This is a genomic window from Bacillus altaicus (assembly GCF_042136375.2).
Classification (GTDB): Bacteria; Bacillota; Bacilli; order Bacillales; family Bacillaceae_G; genus Bacillus_A; species Bacillus_A cereus_U.
On the sequence record NZ_CM143394.1, the window covers coordinates 2274278 to 2292983 of the forward strand.

Below are 18706 nucleotides of genomic sequence, written 5' to 3' on the forward strand. Positions count from 1 at the left end.
TTTGAGGAGATGCGCGAGACATGTGTAAATTCAGTGGAATCCAATATTTCCTATTTGGGTATGATAGAATAGTAATATATCTAAAACGGAGGAAAGACAAATGGACTCAAACACAAAGCAGTTTATTTATGATATCCGGCAAAGAAAGAACAATTATATGGACGATGTATTAACAGCAATACAGCACCCTAAAAAAGAGCAATCTAAACAGGTCATTCAAAATATAGTAGAGAAGATGGATATGATGATCAGTTTAGTTACTACTTACATGGCGATTGAATCAGAATCTATGAAAGAATTAAAAGAGCTTCAAGAAGAAATTATTCATGCTCAAGCATATATTCAAAAAAGAAAATTTGAAGAAACACAGAGATAATATCCTGTGTTTTTATTTTCGCTTCTTTCGGCTAACGACCTAAAGAAGTGTATACATAAAATGAATGTGTTGAAATTTTAAAAAACCTAAGCTGAGGTTTCCAATAGCATCTACAACCTCTTGTTTAAATTTTTCTTGGTTCTTTTTTTGCTATAAAAATATCAGTTCTGGTGCAAAAAGATGATAAATAAAAAAGAATCAAGGATTCCTAACAGAATCACCTGTTAAGCAGTTAATCCAAACAATTGGTTGATAATGTTTCCACTTAAATATATTCTCCTTTTCCATACTGATCACACACCTTTTATAGAGTAGTACTATCAATATGTCCAAGTTTGATAGACCATTTTCATATACTTCAAAGTTTTTACAGCAGAACCATAATTTTTCGTTTGTCATTAATTTATTTGGAGTATAAGAAATTTTATTTATTAGGTTGCTGGGCATGCGACAGGACCCCAAGTGGTTATTCTATATAATGGAGACCGTGGTGAAAATGAACAATTTGTATTTTTCCCACTTGATGGAGGAGCATATGCAATTGTAAACAACAATACTGGAAAACCTGTAGGACTTGGTAATGCTTACATTTGGATTGATGGTGTTCGTGATGCTTTTTCTGGCAATGATCAGGGATTGCGACAAACTACTTGGACTGGTGCCGCTTCTGAACAATGGTATTTACGAGACAAGGGAAATAATAATTATGAAATTGTGAACCAAGGAAATGGGAAAGTCGCATCTTGGGCGTGGAATGGGATAAGTGGGGCACATTCTCGGGATTATGTAGATTTGGATGATTCGAATCCTTCTGATAATGATAGGCTATTTCACATTCCAGCTGCTCTCAGTACTTTTTCATTACCAAACTTACCAGCTGTAGGAACTAGACCAAATGCTCCAAATTATAAGGAAAGTGATCCTATTGATAAACAATTACCTCAAACTTCAGAGTCTGTTGTTGTTGGGGCATCTTTAATACCATCTATTATGGTAAAGGATAATAGTGCGAGTGATAAAACAAAAATACACAATTCACCATATTATACTTTAGTAAAAGAAGAATATTGGGAGAAAGCATATTCAGACATTATTCATGCTGGTGGCAGTCGTAAGTATACACTTAAAACAGATGTAAGTAGTACAGATCAACAAAAGATGACTGAAACGGTTGGTATGAGCTTTGGAGTAGACTTAGGATTAAAATTTGGAGACTAATCTCTAGCACTTAAATCGAGTATTTCAAAAACATTACAAACAGAAATTAGTACAACTGATACGAAATCAGAGGAAAAAATAATTGAAAAGAATGCTATAAGTAAAGATGGTAAAGACACAGGGTTTACAGAATATCAACTGGTAACAAAATATACGTTGAAGAGAACAGACGGTTCAGCTGTTTCAGCTCCTTGGATTGTAAAAGACCCTACGCAAACATTACCAAGATCACAAAATTAATTAGGAGACATATTGCGATATATGTCAACAGTAAGTGGACAAGAAAAGCGAAGTGATGGAACCCCCCTCAAAAAATGAGGGGGGTTTCCCTTGTTACAATTATTTGTTTACTTCAAGTGATAAAATAAGTATTTCTATTCCTATTAAATATTCCCCCTGGCTATATTTAATAGGAAGAAAGGTGTCAGGTGCTATCCAAGACAGAGCTGAACTTCAAAACAGGTTAAATGATTTTAGGGAAGGCGATACAATTTATGTAACAGATTTAACTCGGATTACTCGTAGCACGAGGGATTTATTTGAATTAGTTGATTACAAAAAATAAAAAAGCTAACTTAAACTCATTAAAAGATACATGGTTGGATTTATCTGAAGAAAATCCAACCATGTATCTTTTAAATGCTGATAGAACCACTATCTATCGCATATTAAAGCGAAATGGTTATTAAGAAAATTATTCATAACGAGTGCCATCTATACTTCTATAGACTATGTACATTTTTAGAAAAAATCTTTGTTTTGCCTAAAGACTTTATCATCATAAAAGGAGCTAAGTTCTATATCTTAGCTCCCTTATTGGCAAATTATTTAATTATAAAGGCTACGATCGCTAAAACGATACACACAATCCCACTTAATAATTGTCCTATTCCAGAACTCTGTCCATTAATTAACAAGTTGAAAAGATTTTTTCTGGTTTGAGTTTTTCCTACGAATGCATCATACTTCTTCATTTTATATACACCCGATAAAATTAATGCTACACCAATAACGATAAGTACTACTTTTAAAGCCACTATATTTGCCTCCGCTTATTATGTATATGTTGAATTTTTCTCAATCATTTTTTAGTTGTTGTTATAGTCGTGAACGACACTCGTCTATAATTTATAAAAAATAGACTTTTTGTATCATTTATCGTTTGTGTCCATGACTGTCAAATTTATAACTCCTGCCATTAATTTCAACAGTGACGTCTTGATAAATTGAACCGTCCGCTTTAGCATAATATGAAAAGTATCCATAACCATGGGTAGTGGTTTCGTAAGGACCTTGGAACCATCCTATCTTAGCTGCTCCAGAATCATCGAAATAATACCATTTACCATCGATTTGTTGCCAACCCTTTTGCATTTCGCCTTTATCGTTATAATAGTATATCTTACCATCAACTTTATCAAATCCTGTTAGTTTAGCTTCTCCGTCATGATTAAAATAATATCTTTTTTCCTCAATGGTTTTATAACTATCTAAATTACTGTTTTTACCATCTTCGAAATGATATTTTTTACCATTAACTTCCTTCCAACCAGTATAGTTAGGCCCTTCTTCTAAGCTGTAATATACCAGTGTAGGCTTCTCTTTTCCATCCCATCCAGGTAAAGAAATTTTAGAAACCTCATTTTTTCTAATAGAACCATCTTTTCCGAATACTAACACTTTGTCATTAAAAATAACAGTCTCCCAATTATTATCTAGCGCTTCTCCATTGAACTTAGAAGCTCTCTCAAGTACGCCTTTGTCAGAAAAGTGAAGAATTCTATTTTCATCTTCTACACGTATTTCATTTGTAGTTGCCTTGTAATTTTGGAAATAATAAATTTTACCATCAATTTCCCGCAAACCTTCTTTAATAATTGCTCCAGAAGCATCAGAATAGTGTAGACCATTTTGATCTTCCTTCCATGCTGATCGTAGCACAGAACCATCGTCATTGAAGTTGTAGTACTTCCCATCATTCTCGAATCCATTTGTATTGATTAATCCTTCATACAAGCCAAAATAATATGTCTTTCCCTCAACTTCATGCCAACCTATCAAGAGAATTCCATCAGAGCCTGCATAATACTGATTGCCATCTCGGTTTACCCAACTGTTCTTTATTACGGTTCCAGAAGAATCTTTTGCAATCTGTTTAGTAGGATCCTTTTCATCAGCTATTATCTGTATTCCGTCATACTTCTGTTTCTCATTTTCTTTACCTGGATACCACTCTCTTAGCCAGTTATGAATTTCATTGTTGCTTTTTGCAGTGAAACGAATTTCGGATTTGAAACTCCAATCAGTAGCGAATCCATGAATGTTTTGATTACCAGCCAAACTTACTCCATTCTTGTTTTTCAAATGGAACTGAACATTATTGTAAAAAGATTTTTGATCAATCTGGACAAGTTCAAACACTTCATCATCACCAATTGAATCGGAATATTGAAGTGCATTTCCTTCTTTCCCTGAAAGATATTTTGAACCTGTTTTTACCAATACTTTATTCGTCCCTTTTTTATAGGGGATAATTTGATAAGGTTTACCATCATTTAGTGTAGTAAATGGTAGTGCGATAGGTGTCTCTAGGATGCTAGTACGATCTGCCAATATATCAGGTAACCGATTATTAAAATCTGCAAGAGCTTCGGAGTTATTCGTAACATAATTAGAAAGAACATCTTTGCCTACTGGCTGTGAAGTAATTGTTGCTAATATTCGTTTTCCTTCTGGTAGTTTACTAAAAAGATCTTCATTAACATAACGAATATCACGTAAACCAGAGCCATTAGTAAGAAAATATCCTGGGAATTCTTGACGTTCAAATTCAGCTGCTAAAACATTTTTACCACCGCTATTTTCACTTTTTAGATAATAGGTTTTGAAATTCGTAAGTGAAACACCCGTATTTCCTTCATCTAATTGTTTTTGTGTAATATACAAAATATCATGTTTAGATAGTTCTGGTTCATCAGGAGTTAAGTCTACTATTGTACCAGCGCCCTTAATACGAATTTGTTCTCCATGCTTGATTGTTTTATATTCAACTTTCCCATTGGTATAAGCAATTTTAATTTTCTTGCTAAAATTCTGATCTTTATAATAATCAAACACACTAATACCAAATTCCCCTTTGTTAAAAGTAGGAGCTTTATAAGCAACATTTTCTAAACGAGATGCATAACTGTTTTTTGCATCTTGTTCTTCTAACCATTTCCCAAATGGCTCTTTAAGAAACGTGTCATATACATTTCCAAATGTTGTAACAATCGTTGCGAATGTATCAACATCTGCTTTCACTTTATATTCTGTTACGGGGCTGGCGCTGAATAAAATCCCCATTGCAATCCCTACAGGAAGGACTTTTCGCATACTTTTTTTTGCATTTCCATTCATAATTGTGCTCCTCACTTTGTGCTACCTTATTTTTTCTATTTGTTAAACTGCATTTAACGTTCCGAAGTTTATCTTAGTATAAACACCTTTCAAATTTCTTTCATAAATGTTACAAAAGTCTTGCATGAATACCGTATAAAATTCTGAATTTTATACGGTATTCTATATTTTTTCAACCTGACTCCATGCTCATTAAGCGAGGATTTTTAAGTATCCCAAAATAAAATTTTCATTTGTAAAATGAATTAAGTAGTAAACAAGAAAGGCTGGCAAAATGCCAACCTTTCTTGTCTTTTGGGTCTCAATTTTTATTTTAATAAATCAATAATAACTAAAAGGAATAGTTTATATCGTTCTTGTTATACAAAGGCCTTTTTATTAAACTATCCATTTTATGGGGTACAGTTCATTTCGTATTGGGTTATTTGTTAGCCTGATGGATATGTAGCGAAACCCAGGACAGTAATACCTAAAAAAATAGGAGTGTTATTACAATTTAAAATGAATTCATAAAAAAAGACACTCTTAAGAGTGTCTTTTTTAGCAGCCAAATCCGCTACAGCTAGCTCCAACTATGATTAATAAGATAAAGAGCACAACTAGTAAGGCGAATCCGCCACCAAAACCACAGCCTCCACCGTAACTACCACCATATCCCATAATACTTCCTCCTTTACGTAAGAGGGGAAAACATTGTGTCACTCTTTTGTTTTAACGGGTTTACATTACTTTATGCATTTTTAATGATGAATGAGTAGGTCCTTTGAGAAATGATTAAAGAAAAACAACGTACAGGAATAAAGTTATTAGTATAGTAATGGGTTGTATTCGATTAGCATATAACGATCTACCAGAAAAAGTAATTGTATTTTTCAGATAAATGAATTATTATAAAATAAGCAATTTTACAATTGCACAAGGTGAGGAAGATGAAGAGGGTTAAACGACTTAATAAGAGATGCAAAACAATTTTTAAGTTTGTTTCAACATAATACTTGCTTCATCATTTTCATACCTGAAAAGAATTAGGGTATAGCTTGAAATCACGGCAATGAATCATCTAAGAGGGGGAAGTGAAGTGGCAAACAAAGAATTGAAACGAGGTTTAGAAGCACGTCATATTCAAATGATTGCTTTAGGCGGAACAATTGGTGTTGGTTTGTTTATGGGGTCAGCCAGCACGATTAAATGGACAGGTCCGTCAGTAATGCTTGCATATGCAATCGCAGGTATTTTCATCTTCTTCATTATGCGTGCCATGGGAGAAATGTTGTATATGGAGCCAAGCACAGGTTCATTTGCGACATTTGGCCACAAGTATATTCATCCGCTAGCTGGTTATATGACAGCGTGGAGTAACTGGTTCCAGTGGGTTATCGTTGGGATGTCAGAGATTATCGCAGTTGGAGCGTATATGAAATATTGGTTCCCGGATTTACCAGCTTGGATACCAGGTGTTATCGCAATGGTCATTCTTGGTGCTGCTAACTTAATTTCGGTTAAGTCATTTGGTGAATTTGAATTTTGGTTTGCAATGATTAAAATCGTTACGATTTTATTAATGATTATTGCCGGATTCGGTCTCATTTTCTTCGGAATTGGGAACGGAGGAGAAGCAATCGGCATATCTAATCTTTGGGCAAACGGCGGTTTCTTCACAGGTGGTTTTTCAGGATTCTTCTTTGCGCTATCACTTGTAGTTGGGGCATATCAAGGTGTGGAATTAATCGGGATTACTGCTGGTGAAGCGAAAAATCCGAAGAAGACACTTACGAGAGCAATTCAAAGTACAATTTGGCGTATTCTAATTTTCTATATTGGTGCTATTTTCGTTATTGTAACTGTTTATCCTTGGGATCAATTAAGTTCAATTGGTAGTCCGTTCGTAGCAACTTTTGCGAAAGTTGGTATTACGGCAGCTGCGGGACTTATTAACTTCGTTGTTATTACAGCAGCAATGTCTGGTTGTAACAGTGGTATTTATAGTGCTGGACGTATGCTTTATACATTAGGTGTAAATGGGCAAGCACCGAAATACTTTGCGAAGATTTCTAGTAACGGTGTACCTTTATTCGGTACAGTTGGTGTAATTATCGGTTTAGCGGTTGGTGTTGTTTTAAGTTATATTGCACCGAAAAACTTATTCGTATATGTATATAGTGCGAGTGTACTTCCTGGTATGGTGCCATGGTTTGTCATTTTAATTAGTCAAATTCGTTTTAGAAAAGAAAAGGGAGCAGAGATGAAAGATCATCCATTCAAAATGCCATTTGCTCCTGTTACAAACTATTTAACGATTGCCTTTTTAATTATGGTATTAATCGGTATGTGGTTTAACGATGATACTCGTATTTCACTAATTGTAGGTATTGTTTTCTTAGCTATCGTAACAATTAGTTTCTATGCTTTCGGAATAGGGAAGCGAGCTCCGTTAGACGTTCAAAATGATCAAGGGATTTCAAGTAAATAAAGGTAATAAAAAAGTCCGATTTCTTATTTAGAAATCGGACTTTTGTTATTAAAACTTTTCTACTACAATCTTTCCAATTGTACGTCCACTCTCAAGCAATGCATGTGCCTTTTTAAGATTTTCTGCATTAATTGGTGTTAACGTATCATTTAAAGTAGTTTGAAGAATACCTTCATCTAATAGCTCGCTTACTTTATTTAATAGTTCGTGCTGTGTACTCATATCACCAGTTTCATACATCGCTTTTGTGAACATAAACTCCCAAACGAATGTAGCACTTTTACTTTTTAAAATCCCCATCTCAAGAGGGTGTTCATTTTCTACGATAGAGCAAATTTTCCCTTGTGGTTTAATGATGTCACTCATCGCGTGCCAATGCTGATCAGTATTGTTTAAGCAGAAGATATAATCTACATTTTTTAGCCCAAATTCTAACATTTGATCTTTTAAAGGTTGGTGATGATTAACTATATAATCGGCACCGAATTTTTCAACCCAGTGTATGGTTTCGTTGCGGGATGCGGTTGCGATTACGTTTAGTCCAGCCCATTTAGCTAACTGAATAGCAATCGAGCCAACACCACCAGCTCCGCCGATAATTAAAATGTTTTTAAATGAATTTTCATCTTTCTTATTATAATCAATCCCTAAACGTTCAAACAAACCTTCCCACGCTGTAATGGCTGTTAAAGGAAGTGCTGCAGATTCAGCATCACTCAACGTTTTTGGTTTTTTACCGACAATCCTTTCATCAACTAGATGGTATTCACTATATGTACCTTGTCTCGTAATGCTTCCAGCGTAAAACACTTCATCGCCTTCTTTAAATAACGTACAACCTTCGCCAGTTTGTATGACAACACCACAAGCATCCCAGCCAAGTATTTTCGCTACATCTTCTTTTTTATCTTTCGGAGAGCGAACTTTTGTATCAACTGGATTAACGGAAATAGCGTTAATTTTAACAAGTATATCTCTTCCTGTGGCAACAGGTCTTTCAACTTCAATATCAATTAAACTGTTTTCTTCTTCAATAGGTAAGTATTCATGTAAACCAATTGCTTTCATTTTTATTCCCTCCATTAAAGTAAGAGTCTTTTTCTCTTTTATTATAGTAGGTAAAGTGTCATTATGTAAAAAAGTTGAGTCCTTTCCATTTTGTTAAAGGCTTGTTTCAGCCTCATTTAGAACTTTGTAACTGGAGAGGAGCCATCGTTTTGATTTTATAAGCATCGGATGAAAATTATCCTTATTTTTCTAGTGTACCTTGCAATGAACAATACCAAGTGTTATATTATACTTGTAGTTACTTAGTATAAAACAGTACTAAACAATAAATAGTAGTAGATGCCAATTAGAATAGGGTGAATGAACATTGAATGTACAATTTAAAAAAGGAGTTTTAGAACTTTGTGTTCTTGTCTTACTTGATAAGCAAGACCGTTATGGTTATGAATTAGTTCGAAGTATTTCCAATCAAATTGAAATATCAGAAGGGTCTGTTTATCCTCTACTTCGTAGATTAACCAAAGAAGAATATTTTACAACGTATTTACAGGAGTCTTCAGAAGGGCCTTCAAGGAAGTATTATAAACTGACAGATAAAGGTAGAACGTATTTGTACCAACTTTTGGATGAATGGAATGAGTTCTCACAGGGTGTCAATCAATTAATTAAAGAAGGTGTACGTAATGACGAAAGATAAATTTTTACAACAATTAAACGTATCTCTAAAAAGATTATCTGAAAAAGAACGTGCAGATATTTTAAAAGATTATGAAGAACATTTTACTTTCGGGTTAGAGGAAGGAAAAACCGAAGAAGAAATTACAGCTTCATTAGGTTCTCCCGCTCAAATCGCCAAAGAGTTATTAGCAGGTTATCATATTGAGAAAGTAACAGCGAGTGCAACAACAGGAAATGTTTTTCGGGCAATTTGGGCAGTAATTGGATTAGGATTTTTCAATTTAGTAATCGTGCTTGGACCTGCAATTGCAGTAGCCGCATTGATTTTTTCGGGGTGGGCTCTAGGAATCTCATTTTTGTGTTTACCACTGCTTGTTATTGTTGATACCATTGTGCATCCAAATACATTCTTACTTTTTAACCTTTTCGTTTCTTTAGCACTTTGTGGACTTGGATATTTCATTGTAATCGCTATGTTATCTTTAACGAAGCTAGCAAAGAATGGATTTGTTCGTTATTTAAAGTTCAATATAGCACTAGTAAAAGGTGGTTTTAAGCATGATAAATAAAAAGAAACTTTCAATCATTGCAGGTATTATTTTCATTATTGGGATTGTAGGAAGTCTATTCACTTATCGTTCAATTGCCACAGTACCAATTTCAGAAGAAAAGGTCATTAACAATAATAATGTGTCAAGCGTCATTATCGATACGAATAACGTGCGTGTTAACATCAATCCTACAAAAGAAAGTAACATGAAAGTAACATTAGATGGGGAAGTAAATCCTAACATAAAAAGAACATTAGCTACGGATGAAAAAGATTCAACGCTTCTCATTTCTTACAAAGAAAAACAACAGAGTTGGTTCAACTTCAACATTTCTGAAGTATTGGTCCCATTAACATTAAATGTCTATCTGCCTGAAAAACAATATGATTCATTAAAAATTTCCAATAACAATGGTTACGTTTCTGCAAAACAACAAAATACAACGCATTTTGATATCAATACAAGCAATGGGCGTGTTGAATTAAGAGAGATCAATTCGCAAAAAATTAATGCGGAAACAAATAATGGAAGTATGGACTTTAAAGATATAACGGCGCAAAATATTCATGTGAAATCGAATAATGGACGAATAATGCTAGATCATGTTGAAGGTGAACTAGAAGGGCAATCTAAAAACGGAAGTCTTTCTCTTAAAACAAATGAACTTGATCGAAATCTCAATTTTACGACTCACAATGGCAAGATTAATATTGAAACTGAAAAAGAACCAACTAATGTTCAATTTAATGTCTCTGTCGACAATGGAAAAGCGAATATCCTGAATAAATATAATGGAAATACCGTTATTGGGAAGGGAGAAAATCAAATTAAATTAAACACACATAACGGAAGTATTTCAGTGAAAAAGCATGGAAACTAAAGTAGCATATTACTCTTGAAAATTTTCGCTCATCACATATAAAGAGCATGCAAATCAATAATAAATAAGCAAAATAGCCGACTCCTTTTTTAAAACATGTAGGTAGTCGGTTATTTTATGTCCAAAATTCGTTTTAACGTCTTGGTTTCGACGACTCAATCATTTCTCTGAAAATATCAAATGTATTCTGTTTTCAGAGAACGGTAGTGTTATTATAAGAAAAAGTGATACTTTTATCTTATATACTTAAAGGAGGATTGGATTTCTGCATAGGCTTTCCAGTATCACTGGATTTGGAATGAAAAGTTGTGAACAATTGAAAAGATAATAGTTGAAATAATGAAAGGTGAGAAGGAGTTTATTTCTCATAAGCGAAATATAGTATTGTTTTATCCTAAATTATTTGTAAAGGTGGATACATAATGACAGTAAAGAAGCTTTATTTCGTCCCAGCAGGTCGTTGTATGTTGGATCATTCGTCTGTTAACAGTACATTAACACCAGGAAAATTATTAGACTTACCGGTTTGGTGTTATCTTTTGGAGACTGAAGAAGGACCTATTTTAGTAGATACAGGTATGCCAGAAAGTGCGATTAATAATGAAGGCCTTTTTAACGGTACATTTGTTGAAGGACAGATTTTACCGAAAATGACTGAAGAAGATAGAATCGTGAATATTTTAAAACGTGTTGGTTATGAGCCGGAAGACCTTCTTTATATTATTAGTTCTCACTTACATTTTGATCATGCAGGAGGAAATGGTGCTTTTAGAAATACACCGATTATTGTGCAGCGTGCTGAATACGAGGCGGCACAACATAGTGAAGAATATATGAAAGAATGTATCTTGCCAAATTTGAAATACAAGATCATTGAAGGGGATTATGAAGTCGTACCAGGAGTTCAATTATTGTATACACCAGGACATACTCCGGGGCATCAGTCACTATTCATTGAGACAGAGAACTCTGGCCCAGTGTTATTAACGATCGATGCATCGTATACGAAAGAAAATTTTGAAGATGAAGTGCCGTTCGCTGGATTTGATTCGGAATTAGCTTTATCTTCAATTAAACGTTTAAAAGAAGTTGTTAGGAAAGAGAACCCAATTGTTTTCTTTGGACATGATATAGAGCAGGAAAAGAGCTGTAAAGTGTTCCCTGAATATATATAAATAGAAAAAGTCATGGGCCTAGTAGCTCATGACTTTTTCTATTAAATAACCTTTTTAAATAAGTTATATACTTTTTTCGAATTACCTTCATTTAATTGATAATAAGTAAGGTCTACGTCATCAGGAGTGTTTTGATGGGCAATCATAACTTCACTACTGTTGTTATCTACTATCCAAATTAAATATTGTTTATAAGTTCCATCTTGGAAAGTAATCCACATGTTACAATCTACTAAATCAGAACCTTCTTCATCTAGCGTTAAATCGCCTTTTTTTGCTGTATCCATACTGTTAATGAATGTTTTTAATTCATCTGTTTTTGTAAGGAAGATAGATTTTTTTGTCTTAAGCGACTCTACATGTATATCTTTTATTTCCTGTTTTCCTAAAAAAACAGGAGGTGCATCTGGGTCTCTTTGAGTTGAAATAATAGTAGCTTTCTTCTTTGGTTTACTTGCTGTATAGAGATCTTGAATAGATTTTCCAGAGTTTAAAAACCATACGGTTCCAAAAACAATCAATGCGCTACCTAGCAGTAAAATGATTTTCTTAATAGAATATTCTCCTCTCTATGGCTTCATGTGAAGAGCTTTTCTATTAATATATGATAGGTAAGCGTAAAGTATTATAGTTGAACGTGGTTATGCTTCACGGTTTTTATAGGGCGATCAACGAGTAAATTGTAAGTAAGCCCTATTAATACGAGAATTCCACCGATAATTTTTCCGGTTGATAGTTCGTGTGACAGGAAGAAATCGATGATAGTCCCCGTAAACAATTGTCCGATAAAGATGAGTAACGTTAAATAAAATGCTGATATTTTAGGAGTAATATAGTTTGATAATGAGATGACGATAACGCCTACTAATCCGCCTAAGTATACAGCGATAGGTATGGATTGTAACGTATGACTAGAAATATACAACGAATCTGAACTGAAAATTAAAAATAACATGGAGAAAAATAATCCAGTAATATAATTGAAAAATGTGCCTTCCCAATTTCCAATTTCCTTTGCTAAATTCGCGTTAATAATTCTAGCAACAACGATAGAAACACCAGCTAAAATAGCGATACAAATATATAACATTTTCTTACCTCCATTAATAAATTGTCATGACTATAATTCCAGAAGAGATGAATAATAATCCAATTAATTTTTTCTTATCAAACTTTGAAACTTTCATTCCTAATAAACCGAAATGATCAATAACTATGGAAGCGATGGATTGACCAAGTAAGCTTAATGCAATCGTAATAGAGGCACCAAGGGCGGAGAAGCTTATATTATTAAAAAGAACAGTGAATACCCCAATCGCTCCAGCGCTATATAAAAAAAGTGGAATACCTTTATCAAAATGGATTTTATTTTTGTTAAGGATTAAAACGAAAATAACTGCTATTAAACCGACAAGATGAATGACAACACTCGCTGTATAATTACCGATTATTTCAGATAAAATCCCATTCAATGGGAGCATAATGGCAATAAGCACACCAATAAAGACAGAAAGAAAGTTATACAATGTAATATCCCCTTTTTATATTTCATATTTGTAATGACTGTATCATGCTGAAATTGTGTATTACTATGACATATGTCATAGTGAAAGAAGAAAATTTTGTTTACAATTGGGATGAGTTGTAAAGGTGGGGGACTATGAAGAAAGTATGTAATTCTAATAAATTAGCAGAGTATATGAAACAAAATAATATTGATTCATTTTTTAGTAGTGATATGAAACCATATATGGAACTTATATTTTTTAAAAAGAATGAGTTCATTTGCAGAGAAAACGAAGAGATAGATTATTTATATTTCTTTGTTGAAGGAAAAGCGAAAGCGTTTAACACATTAAGTAACGGGAAATCTGTATTATTATGTTTTTATGACAGTTTGCAGTTGCTAGGAGATGTAGAGTTAATTCACTCTCAAAGAATCACTTCAAACGTACAAGTTATGGCAGACTCATATTGTGTTGGCCTACCTTTAGGGAAAGTGAGAAACCAATTATTTCATGATGCGAAATTTTTAAGATGCATTTGCGGTTCTTTAGCCCATAAATTAAATCGACTTTCAAAAAATAGTACAATTAATTTACTGTATCCGCTTGAAAATCGACTTGCGAGTTACATGTTAGCAGCAGGGGAACGGGCGGTTCAGCACGGAAATAGAATTGTGTTTAGTGGGAATTTAACGGAAATAGCTGAATTGTTAGGGACGAGTTATCGGCATCTATTACGCACATTAAATGTTTTTTGTGATAAAGAGATTATAAAGAAAAATAATGGTTGCTTTGAAGTGATGAATGTAGATGTTTTGCGGGAATTGGCGGCGGATGTTTATAAATAGGAGGGTATTATAAATGATTACACCTATATTTAGAATTTTTGATATTGAAAAGGCTCAGTTGTTTTACTTTAATTTTTTAGGATTTAAACTGGATTGGGAGCATAGGTATGAGGAAAATATGCCATTATATATGCAAATTTCGTTAAAGGGTGCTGTGATACATTTATCTGAACATCATGGGGATGCTTCACCAGGCGGTGCAATTCGTGTGAAAATAGAGGATTTAAAAAGTTATTATGCTATTTTATCAAGTAAAGAATATGCTTATTCAAAACCTGATATAGAGAGAACACCTTGGGATACAATTGAATTAACTGTGATTGATCCATTTTTAAATAGAATAATATTTTATGAGGAACGGGTTTAGGATTAGAAGTACTAAAAAATCCTTTATTAGATTGGAAAGTTGAGTTAAGGACGTGGCGAATAAAATAAAGAACTACTCTTTTATATTTTGGAGATATATTGTGTAGCAAAAAATAGATCAGTAGCAACAGCAACAGCTACTGATCATCCATATGTACATGAATTAGGAGAGGTCAAACATTTCAAACGTTTATTAGCTTTATTATAATAGATTTTCACGAAATAAAAAACTGAAAATTCTCATTTTTTTGTTGAGAAAGTTTTTTGTATCGAAATATATAAAAAAATGGGGACTTTCATTGAAAGAAAATATGATATTTATCCCGCATTAACGGGCAGTAAGACCCCCCATCTCAAAATTCGGCACATGGGAGGAAGTTAGGTGGGAGTCGGGCTGCCCGTAAAAGCCCCTCTGATTAAAGTTTCACTTTATATTTTAGTAAAGTATGATATAGTCTATATAAGATTCATTTCCTTAAATTAGGTTTTTTGTATAGTAATTACATTCACAGTTGGGAAGGGGAACAGATTGTGAAGTTTGATGATCAACGTCTACTAGGAATACGATTAGGTTCTGTACTCATAACAGAAGAAAATCAATATTTAGTAATTAAGAAGAAAGATCATTATGCACTATTAAACATACATAATTTAGAATGCACACATGTCGAAGTGCAGTTAGAGCATATTGAAGAACTGCTGCATGAAGATTTCCAAGAAAGTATAACGGAAATTATCGCACCGGAACATATTAAAATTGTGGTGAAAAATGTTATATAAAGAAAGAAGCTGGGAGAATCAGCTTCTTTCTTTGTTTTACTGCGTTAATTATAAGGATAACATTTTTAAAATCTCACCAATAATCCCTTCCTTTTGATGAACACCTAAATCCGAGTTCGTCATAATAACAGCGCCATTACCTCGGTATGGATTACATACCATCATACATTGAAATCCAACACCCCATCCAAGTGAGTAAATTTGTAATTCTTCATTAGAATACTCTAGAAAAACACCTAACCCAGTCCATTTTGAGCATCCTTGAGGAGAAATCATATCTTGTACTGTTTTTTGAGAAAGTTCTAGTGTGCCATTTCCCTGTAAGGAATGAATGATTTCAATAATTAAAGTAGATAAGTCAGTTGGTGTTGTCCAAATGCCTGAAGCAGCTGCGAATGGATAAAATGGATACTTCTCATTTGTTAAAGTTCCATCTTTATTATGCCCGCAAGCAAAAGTGCCGGTTTTATCTATGTCTTCGGGAGAGAAGAGTATACTATTTTTCATTTGTAGTGGCTGGAAGATAAGTTCTTCTAGTAACCGACTAAATGATTTCCCTGTAATATCTTCTAGTAGTTGTTCGATTATACAAAAGTTTGCGTCAGAGTAGTGAAATTCACTTTCTGGTTCATAATTCACTTCTATAGGTACTGGGCAATATGATGTTTTACCAGCAAGGAGTTCAGGGATTTTAGGCATTCCTTGCGCTAGCTTATAATGTTCAAAACTATTAGGAGGATCAATGATTCCAGATTGGTGACTTAATAAATTTCGCAATGTGACTTTTTTATGTGAGGTAAATAGATTGGTAGGTATGTTCCAAGATGTGAGTTTATCATTTACGTCTTCATCTAAATGTACGATTTCTTGATCTGATAACGTTAGTACGAGCATTGTAGTGATGAATTTACTAATTGAACAAGAATTGAATATGGAATTCGTAGTGACAGTTTTAGTTGTTCCAAATTCAAGTGTTCCGAAGGCAGTCACTTCGTCTAGTTTGCCATCACGTATAACGGCAAGGCTTAACCCTGCAACGGAATATTGGTTCATTTTCTCGTATATATTTTCACTTTTTAAGTTCATAGTGCCTCCTTTCTTTAAAAACAGAATATTAATTTTATTATACATTAGTAAATAGATAGAAGGAGAGTAAAAGAAAACACTTCATCTTTTGCCGATGAAGTGTTTCGTATTTTAAGTTAATTCGAAGTGAATGCTTTAAAAAATTTATCTCGGTACATGTACATAAGCCATGAGGCTGTTAGTAAGGAAATAATACTTTGTTTGTTTTTAATTGGCGCATTGAAAGCAAGCCAGCCAACGATATCAAATAATAAATGTAGTGCAAATGAAAGAACTACAAATTGTAGTAACGTCTTAAAAAATCTTTTCATAAAGTGTCCCCCTAAAATAAAAGGTTTTATCAACAGTGTTGTATATTACTATTATACATTAAATGTGTTTGGTGGTAAAATTTACATAAGTTTGTGAAATAAAACAAATGAAAGCTAATGAGGAGGAATAGTCATGGAATTTTGGATGATCATACCGATAGCGGTCTTCGGGTTTATTTATATTGCTGAAAAAATAAATAAAATCGAAAAGAAAACGGATGCGCGTTTAAAGCGGATTGAAGATAGATTACAATCAATTACGAATGAAATGGGAATTGTAGATAGAGAACCTGAGATTAATAAAGAATTGCGTCAGCTTGTGGAAGATGGAAAAACGATTACAGCAGTTAAGAGAGTAAGAGAGGCTTTTGGATTTTCATTGTTAGAAGCAAAGCAATATGTCGATAAATTATGAAAAAGATCATCCATTTGGATGATCTTTTTTACTGAACCATACGTGTATTTACATATGCGGCTATTATGACGTGTCCAATTACAATGATAGGAATAACGATTTTGACATTAGGAGTAGTGAAGACACTACCAATTGTGGCGATAACACCAGCACTTAAATTATAAAGGCCAACAATTTTTGATAACTTTATTTTATCAGACACACGTCGTTCATTGAATCCTGATAAGAGCCAAGTGTACTGTCTTACCCCAATAAAATAAGCCAGTGCAAATGAAATGATGGCTAGTATAAATAATGATGGAGAAGCGAAGAGAGTCATTGAAAACACCTCCATTAATAAACTATAAATAAATTATAATATGAATGTAATAATTTAACAAAATGCAATTGTAATTTTAAGTTTTAAGGCGTACAGAATTTTGTATGCTTTTTTATTAATTGCATGAAAAATATGTAAAAAAAGATGGAACAAACTTTTGAGATGAATTGTCTATTATAGGTAATAACTATTTAGTTTGAAAGAAAGGATTGATAAAAATGAAAAAGAATACGCTATTAAAATTAGGGTTATGTGTAAGTTTACTAGGAGCAATTCAATTTGTTAGTACAATTTCTTCTGTACAAGCAGAACAAAAGGTAGAGCAAAAAGTAATTAAGAATGAGACAGGAACCATTTCAATTTCTCAGTTAAATAAAAATGTATGGGTTCATACGGAGTTAGGTTATTTTAACGGGGAAGCAGTTCCTTCGAACGGTCTAGTTCTAAATACTTCTAAAGGGTTAGTACTTATCGATTCTTCTTGGGATGATAAGTTAACGAAGGAACTAATAGAGATGGTAGAAAAGAAATTTCAGAAGTGCGTAACTGATGTCATTATTACACATGCGCACGCTGATCGAATTGGCGGAATTAAAACGTTGAAAGAAAGAGGCATTAAAGCGCATAGTACAGCATTAACTGCGGAACTAGCAAAGAAAAATGGATATGAGGAGCCGCTTGGAGACTTACAAAAACTTACGAATATGAAATTTGGAAATATAAAAGTAGAAACGTTCTATCCAGGGAAAGGACATACAGAAGATAATATTGTCGTATGGTTACCGCAATACAAAATTTTAGCTGGAGGCTGTTTAGTGAAATCTGCGGAAGCAAAAGATTTAGGAAACGTTGCTGATGCGTATGTAAATGAATGGCCCATATCGATTGGAAATGTGTTGAACCGATATGGAAATATAAATTCAGTAGTACCTGGTCATGGTGATGTAGGTGGCAAAGGATTGCTTTTACATACACTTGATTTGTTGAAATAAGAAACTGAGGGAATATAAAAGCGAGGAGAAACAATTTCCTCCTCGCTTTCTTCTAGCTATATTTAAATGCGGAGCTATCAATTACGCCTGCATATGTTACTGAGATTTTAATTCCAAGTATACAAATACCAGTACCGTCATAATTGCTATAACAACGTAAGTAACATCAAGCATTATAAGTGTCTTTAAAGTTTCAGTCATCCTAATTCACCCCTGGTATGAAAATATAACATAATCTCTTATCAAACAGTTAAGAGATTATAAAGATAACAATTTACATGAAATTTCTTAAGTAGTTTCTATATAAATATATCATATAAATAATGTAA

The 18706-nt window shown here is 33.5% G+C and carries 21 protein-coding genes and 2 pseudogenes; 13 read left to right on the forward strand and 10 right to left on the reverse strand.

Going from position 1 to position 18706, the window contains the following annotated elements; all coding sequences use genetic code 11:
• The first annotated feature begins 100 nt into the window (after positions 1–100).
• The 3 genes and pseudogenes from ACE38F_RS11850 to ACE38F_RS11860 all read left to right on the forward strand — a co-directional run.
• Complete coding sequence (locus ACE38F_RS11850) at positions 101–376, forward strand: hypothetical protein (protein ID WP_078174104.1); 276 nt, start codon at positions 101–103, stop codon at positions 374–376.
• 465 nt (positions 377–841) lie between these two features.
• Positions 842–1834 (forward strand): annotated as a pseudogene (locus ACE38F_RS11855) (RICIN domain-containing protein); the annotation flags it as partial.
• Positions 1835–2012: 178 nt separating this feature from the next.
• Positions 2013–2217: pseudogene (locus ACE38F_RS11860) on the forward strand (recombinase family protein); the annotation flags it as partial.
• A 201-nt stretch (positions 2218–2418) separates the two neighbouring features.
• Here the strand turns inward: ACE38F_RS11860 and ACE38F_RS11865 are convergent.
• The 3 genes from ACE38F_RS11865 to ACE38F_RS11875 form a co-directional block, all read right to left on the reverse strand.
• Positions 2419–2631 carry a hypothetical protein gene (locus ACE38F_RS11865; RefSeq protein ID WP_063225933.1) on the reverse strand — a complete coding sequence of 71 codons (213 nt, stop codon included), beginning with the start codon at positions 2629–2631 and terminating at the stop codon, positions 2419–2421.
• Between the two features lie 118 nt (positions 2632–2749).
• Positions 2750–4993, reverse strand: coding sequence for an N-acetylmuramoyl-L-alanine amidase family protein (locus tag ACE38F_RS11870; protein WP_375370502.1), 2244 nt, complete (start codon positions 4991–4993; stop codon positions 2750–2752).
• Positions 4994–5533: 540 nt separating this feature from the next.
• On the reverse strand, positions 5534–5653 hold the full coding sequence (locus ACE38F_RS11875) for a YjcZ family sporulation protein (RefSeq protein WP_078174101.1): 120 nt from the start codon (positions 5651–5653) through the stop codon (positions 5534–5536).
• Between the two features lie 418 nt (positions 5654–6071).
• Here ACE38F_RS11875 and ACE38F_RS11880 point away from each other — a divergent pair, with 418 nt between their 5' ends.
• Positions 6072–7463 (forward strand): amino acid permease, encoded by a 1392-nt coding sequence (locus tag ACE38F_RS11880; protein WP_375370501.1) that lies wholly within the window; start codon positions 6072–6074, stop codon positions 7461–7463.
• Positions 7464–7511: 48 nt separating this feature from the next.
• On the opposite strand, the gene ACE38F_RS11885 is transcribed toward ACE38F_RS11880, so the two are convergent.
• Entirely contained in the window at positions 7512–8531 is a 1020-nt protein-coding gene (locus tag ACE38F_RS11885; RefSeq protein ID WP_375370500.1) for a zinc-binding alcohol dehydrogenase family protein, read from the reverse strand.
• Between the two features lie 307 nt (positions 8532–8838).
• Between ACE38F_RS11885 and ACE38F_RS11890 the strand changes: the two genes are divergently transcribed.
• The 4 genes from ACE38F_RS11890 (at position 8839) to aiiA (ending at position 11755) form a co-directional block, all read left to right on the forward strand.
• On the forward strand, positions 8839–9168 hold the full coding sequence (locus tag ACE38F_RS11890; RefSeq protein ID WP_215553702.1) for a PadR family transcriptional regulator: 330 nt from the start codon (positions 8839–8841) through the stop codon (positions 9166–9168).
• Positions 9155–9718 (forward strand): HAAS signaling domain-containing protein, encoded by a 564-nt coding sequence (locus ACE38F_RS11895; protein WP_002066387.1) that lies wholly within the window; start codon positions 9155–9157, stop codon positions 9716–9718. The genes ACE38F_RS11890 and ACE38F_RS11895 overlap by 14 nt, the downstream gene beginning before the upstream one ends.
• Positions 9708–10580 (forward strand): DUF4097 family beta strand repeat-containing protein, encoded by an 873-nt coding sequence (locus ACE38F_RS11900; protein WP_375370499.1) that lies wholly within the window; start codon positions 9708–9710, stop codon positions 10578–10580. Before ACE38F_RS11895 ends, ACE38F_RS11900 begins: the two co-directional genes overlap by 11 nt.
• A gap of 422 nt (positions 10581–11002) precedes the next feature.
• Positions 11003–11755, forward strand: a complete 753-nt coding sequence (aiiA, locus tag ACE38F_RS11905; RefSeq protein ID WP_375370498.1) for a quorum-quenching N-acyl homoserine lactonase AiiA — start codon at positions 11003–11005, stop codon at positions 11753–11755.
• Between the two features lie 41 nt (positions 11756–11796).
• Here the strand turns inward: aiiA and ACE38F_RS11910 are convergent, their stop codons facing one another.
• The 3 genes from ACE38F_RS11910 to ACE38F_RS11920 form a co-directional block, all read right to left on the reverse strand.
• Positions 11797–12276, reverse strand: a complete 480-nt coding sequence (locus tag ACE38F_RS11910; RefSeq protein ID WP_002014130.1) for a hypothetical protein — start codon at positions 12274–12276, stop codon at positions 11797–11799.
• A gap of 104 nt (positions 12277–12380) precedes the next feature.
• Positions 12381–12845 (reverse strand): DMT family transporter, encoded by a 465-nt coding sequence (locus ACE38F_RS11915; protein ID WP_002014128.1) that lies wholly within the window; start codon positions 12843–12845, stop codon positions 12381–12383.
• Positions 12846–12858: 13 nt separating this feature from the next.
• Positions 12859–13281, reverse strand: a complete 423-nt coding sequence (locus tag ACE38F_RS11920) for a DMT family transporter (protein WP_002128381.1) — start codon at positions 13279–13281, stop codon at positions 12859–12861.
• A 134-nt stretch (positions 13282–13415) separates the two neighbouring features.
• Here ACE38F_RS11920 and yeiL point away from each other — a divergent pair, with 134 nt between their 5' ends.
• From yeiL to ACE38F_RS11935, 3 genes are all read left to right on the forward strand, one after another.
• Positions 13416–14108, forward strand: a complete 693-nt coding sequence (gene yeiL, locus ACE38F_RS11925) for a transcriptional regulator YeiL (RefSeq protein WP_113709583.1) — start codon at positions 13416–13418, stop codon at positions 14106–14108.
• Between the two features lie 13 nt (positions 14109–14121).
• Positions 14122–14475, forward strand: a complete 354-nt coding sequence (locus tag ACE38F_RS11930) for a glyoxalase superfamily protein (protein ID WP_341306216.1) — start codon at positions 14122–14124, stop codon at positions 14473–14475.
• Between the two features lie 530 nt (positions 14476–15005).
• Entirely contained in the window at positions 15006–15254 is a 249-nt protein-coding gene (locus ACE38F_RS11935) for a hypothetical protein (protein WP_002087603.1), read from the forward strand.
• A 48-nt stretch (positions 15255–15302) separates the two neighbouring features.
• On the opposite strand, the gene ACE38F_RS11940 is transcribed toward ACE38F_RS11935, so the two are convergent.
• Together ACE38F_RS11940 and ACE38F_RS11945 are read right to left on the reverse strand one after the other, a co-directional pair.
• A complete protein-coding gene (locus ACE38F_RS11940) occupies positions 15303–16340 on the reverse strand; it encodes a serine hydrolase domain-containing protein (protein ID WP_375370497.1) in 1038 nt (345 codons plus the stop codon).
• A gap of 116 nt (positions 16341–16456) precedes the next feature.
• On the reverse strand, positions 16457–16651 hold the full coding sequence (locus tag ACE38F_RS11945) for a hypothetical protein (protein WP_215553694.1): 195 nt from the start codon (positions 16649–16651) through the stop codon (positions 16457–16459).
• A gap of 133 nt (positions 16652–16784) precedes the next feature.
• Here ACE38F_RS11945 and ACE38F_RS11950 point away from each other — a divergent pair, with 133 nt between their 5' ends.
• Positions 16785–17066, forward strand: a complete 282-nt coding sequence (locus ACE38F_RS11950) for a hypothetical protein (protein WP_375370496.1) — start codon at positions 16785–16787, stop codon at positions 17064–17066.
• Positions 17067–17094: 28 nt separating this feature from the next.
• Here ACE38F_RS11950 and ACE38F_RS11955 read toward each other — a convergent pair whose 3' ends face one another.
• Positions 17095–17385 carry a DUF3784 domain-containing protein gene (locus ACE38F_RS11955; protein WP_341306220.1) on the reverse strand — a complete coding sequence of 97 codons (291 nt, stop codon included), beginning with the start codon at positions 17383–17385 and terminating at the stop codon, positions 17095–17097.
• Between the two features lie 218 nt (positions 17386–17603).
• On the opposite strand from ACE38F_RS11955, the gene bla2 reads away from it, so the two are divergent.
• Positions 17604–18377, forward strand: coding sequence for a BcII family subclass B1 metallo-beta-lactamase (gene bla2 / locus ACE38F_RS11960; protein ID WP_375370495.1), 774 nt, complete (start codon positions 17604–17606; stop codon positions 18375–18377).
• Positions 18378–18706 lie beyond the last annotated feature (329 nt).

Excerpts from the sequence above, each read along its gene's own strand:
- ACE38F_RS11895 (WP_002066387.1), top strand. The coding sequence starts at position 9,155 with ATGACGAAAGATAAATTTTTACAACAATTAAACGTATCTCTAAAAAGA.
- ACE38F_RS11950 (WP_375370496.1), top strand. The coding sequence starts at position 16,785 with ATGGAATTTTGGATGATCATACCGATAGCGGTCTTCGGGTTTATTTAT.
- ACE38F_RS11915 (WP_002014128.1), bottom strand. The coding sequence starts at position 12,845 with ATGTTATATATTTGTATCGCTATTTTAGCTGGTGTTTCTATCGTTGTT.
- ACE38F_RS11945 (WP_215553694.1), bottom strand. The coding sequence starts at position 16,651 with ATGAAAAGATTTTTTAAGACGTTACTACAATTTGTAGTTCTTTCATTT.
- ACE38F_RS11900 (WP_375370499.1), top strand. The coding sequence starts at position 9,708 with ATGATAAATAAAAAGAAACTTTCAATCATTGCAGGTATTATTTTCATT.
- yeiL (WP_113709583.1), top strand. The coding sequence starts at position 13,416 with ATGAAGAAAGTATGTAATTCTAATAAATTAGCAGAGTATATGAAACAA.
- ACE38F_RS11885 (WP_375370500.1), bottom strand. The coding sequence starts at position 8,531 with ATGAAAGCAATTGGTTTACATGAATACTTACCTATTGAAGAAGAAAAC.
- ACE38F_RS11940 (WP_375370497.1), bottom strand. The coding sequence starts at position 16,340 with ATGAACTTAAAAAGTGAAAATATATACGAGAAAATGAACCAATATTCC.
- aiiA (WP_375370498.1), top strand. The coding sequence starts at position 11,003 with ATGACAGTAAAGAAGCTTTATTTCGTCCCAGCAGGTCGTTGTATGTTG.
- bla2 (WP_375370495.1), top strand. The coding sequence starts at position 17,604 with ATGAAAAAGAATACGCTATTAAAATTAGGGTTATGTGTAAGTTTACTA.
- ACE38F_RS11870 (WP_375370502.1), bottom strand. The coding sequence starts at position 4,993 with ATGAATGGAAATGCAAAAAAAAGTATGCGAAAAGTCCTTCCTGTAGGG.
- ACE38F_RS11955 (WP_341306220.1), bottom strand. The coding sequence starts at position 17,385 with ATGACTCTCTTCGCTTCTCCATCATTATTTATACTAGCCATCATTTCA.
- ACE38F_RS11930 (WP_341306216.1), top strand. The coding sequence starts at position 14,122 with ATGATTACACCTATATTTAGAATTTTTGATATTGAAAAGGCTCAGTTG.
- ACE38F_RS11850 (WP_078174104.1), top strand. The coding sequence starts at position 101 with ATGGACTCAAACACAAAGCAGTTTATTTATGATATCCGGCAAAGAAAG.
- ACE38F_RS11875 (WP_078174101.1), bottom strand. The coding sequence starts at position 5,653 with ATGGGATATGGTGGTAGTTACGGTGGAGGCTGTGGTTTTGGTGGCGGA.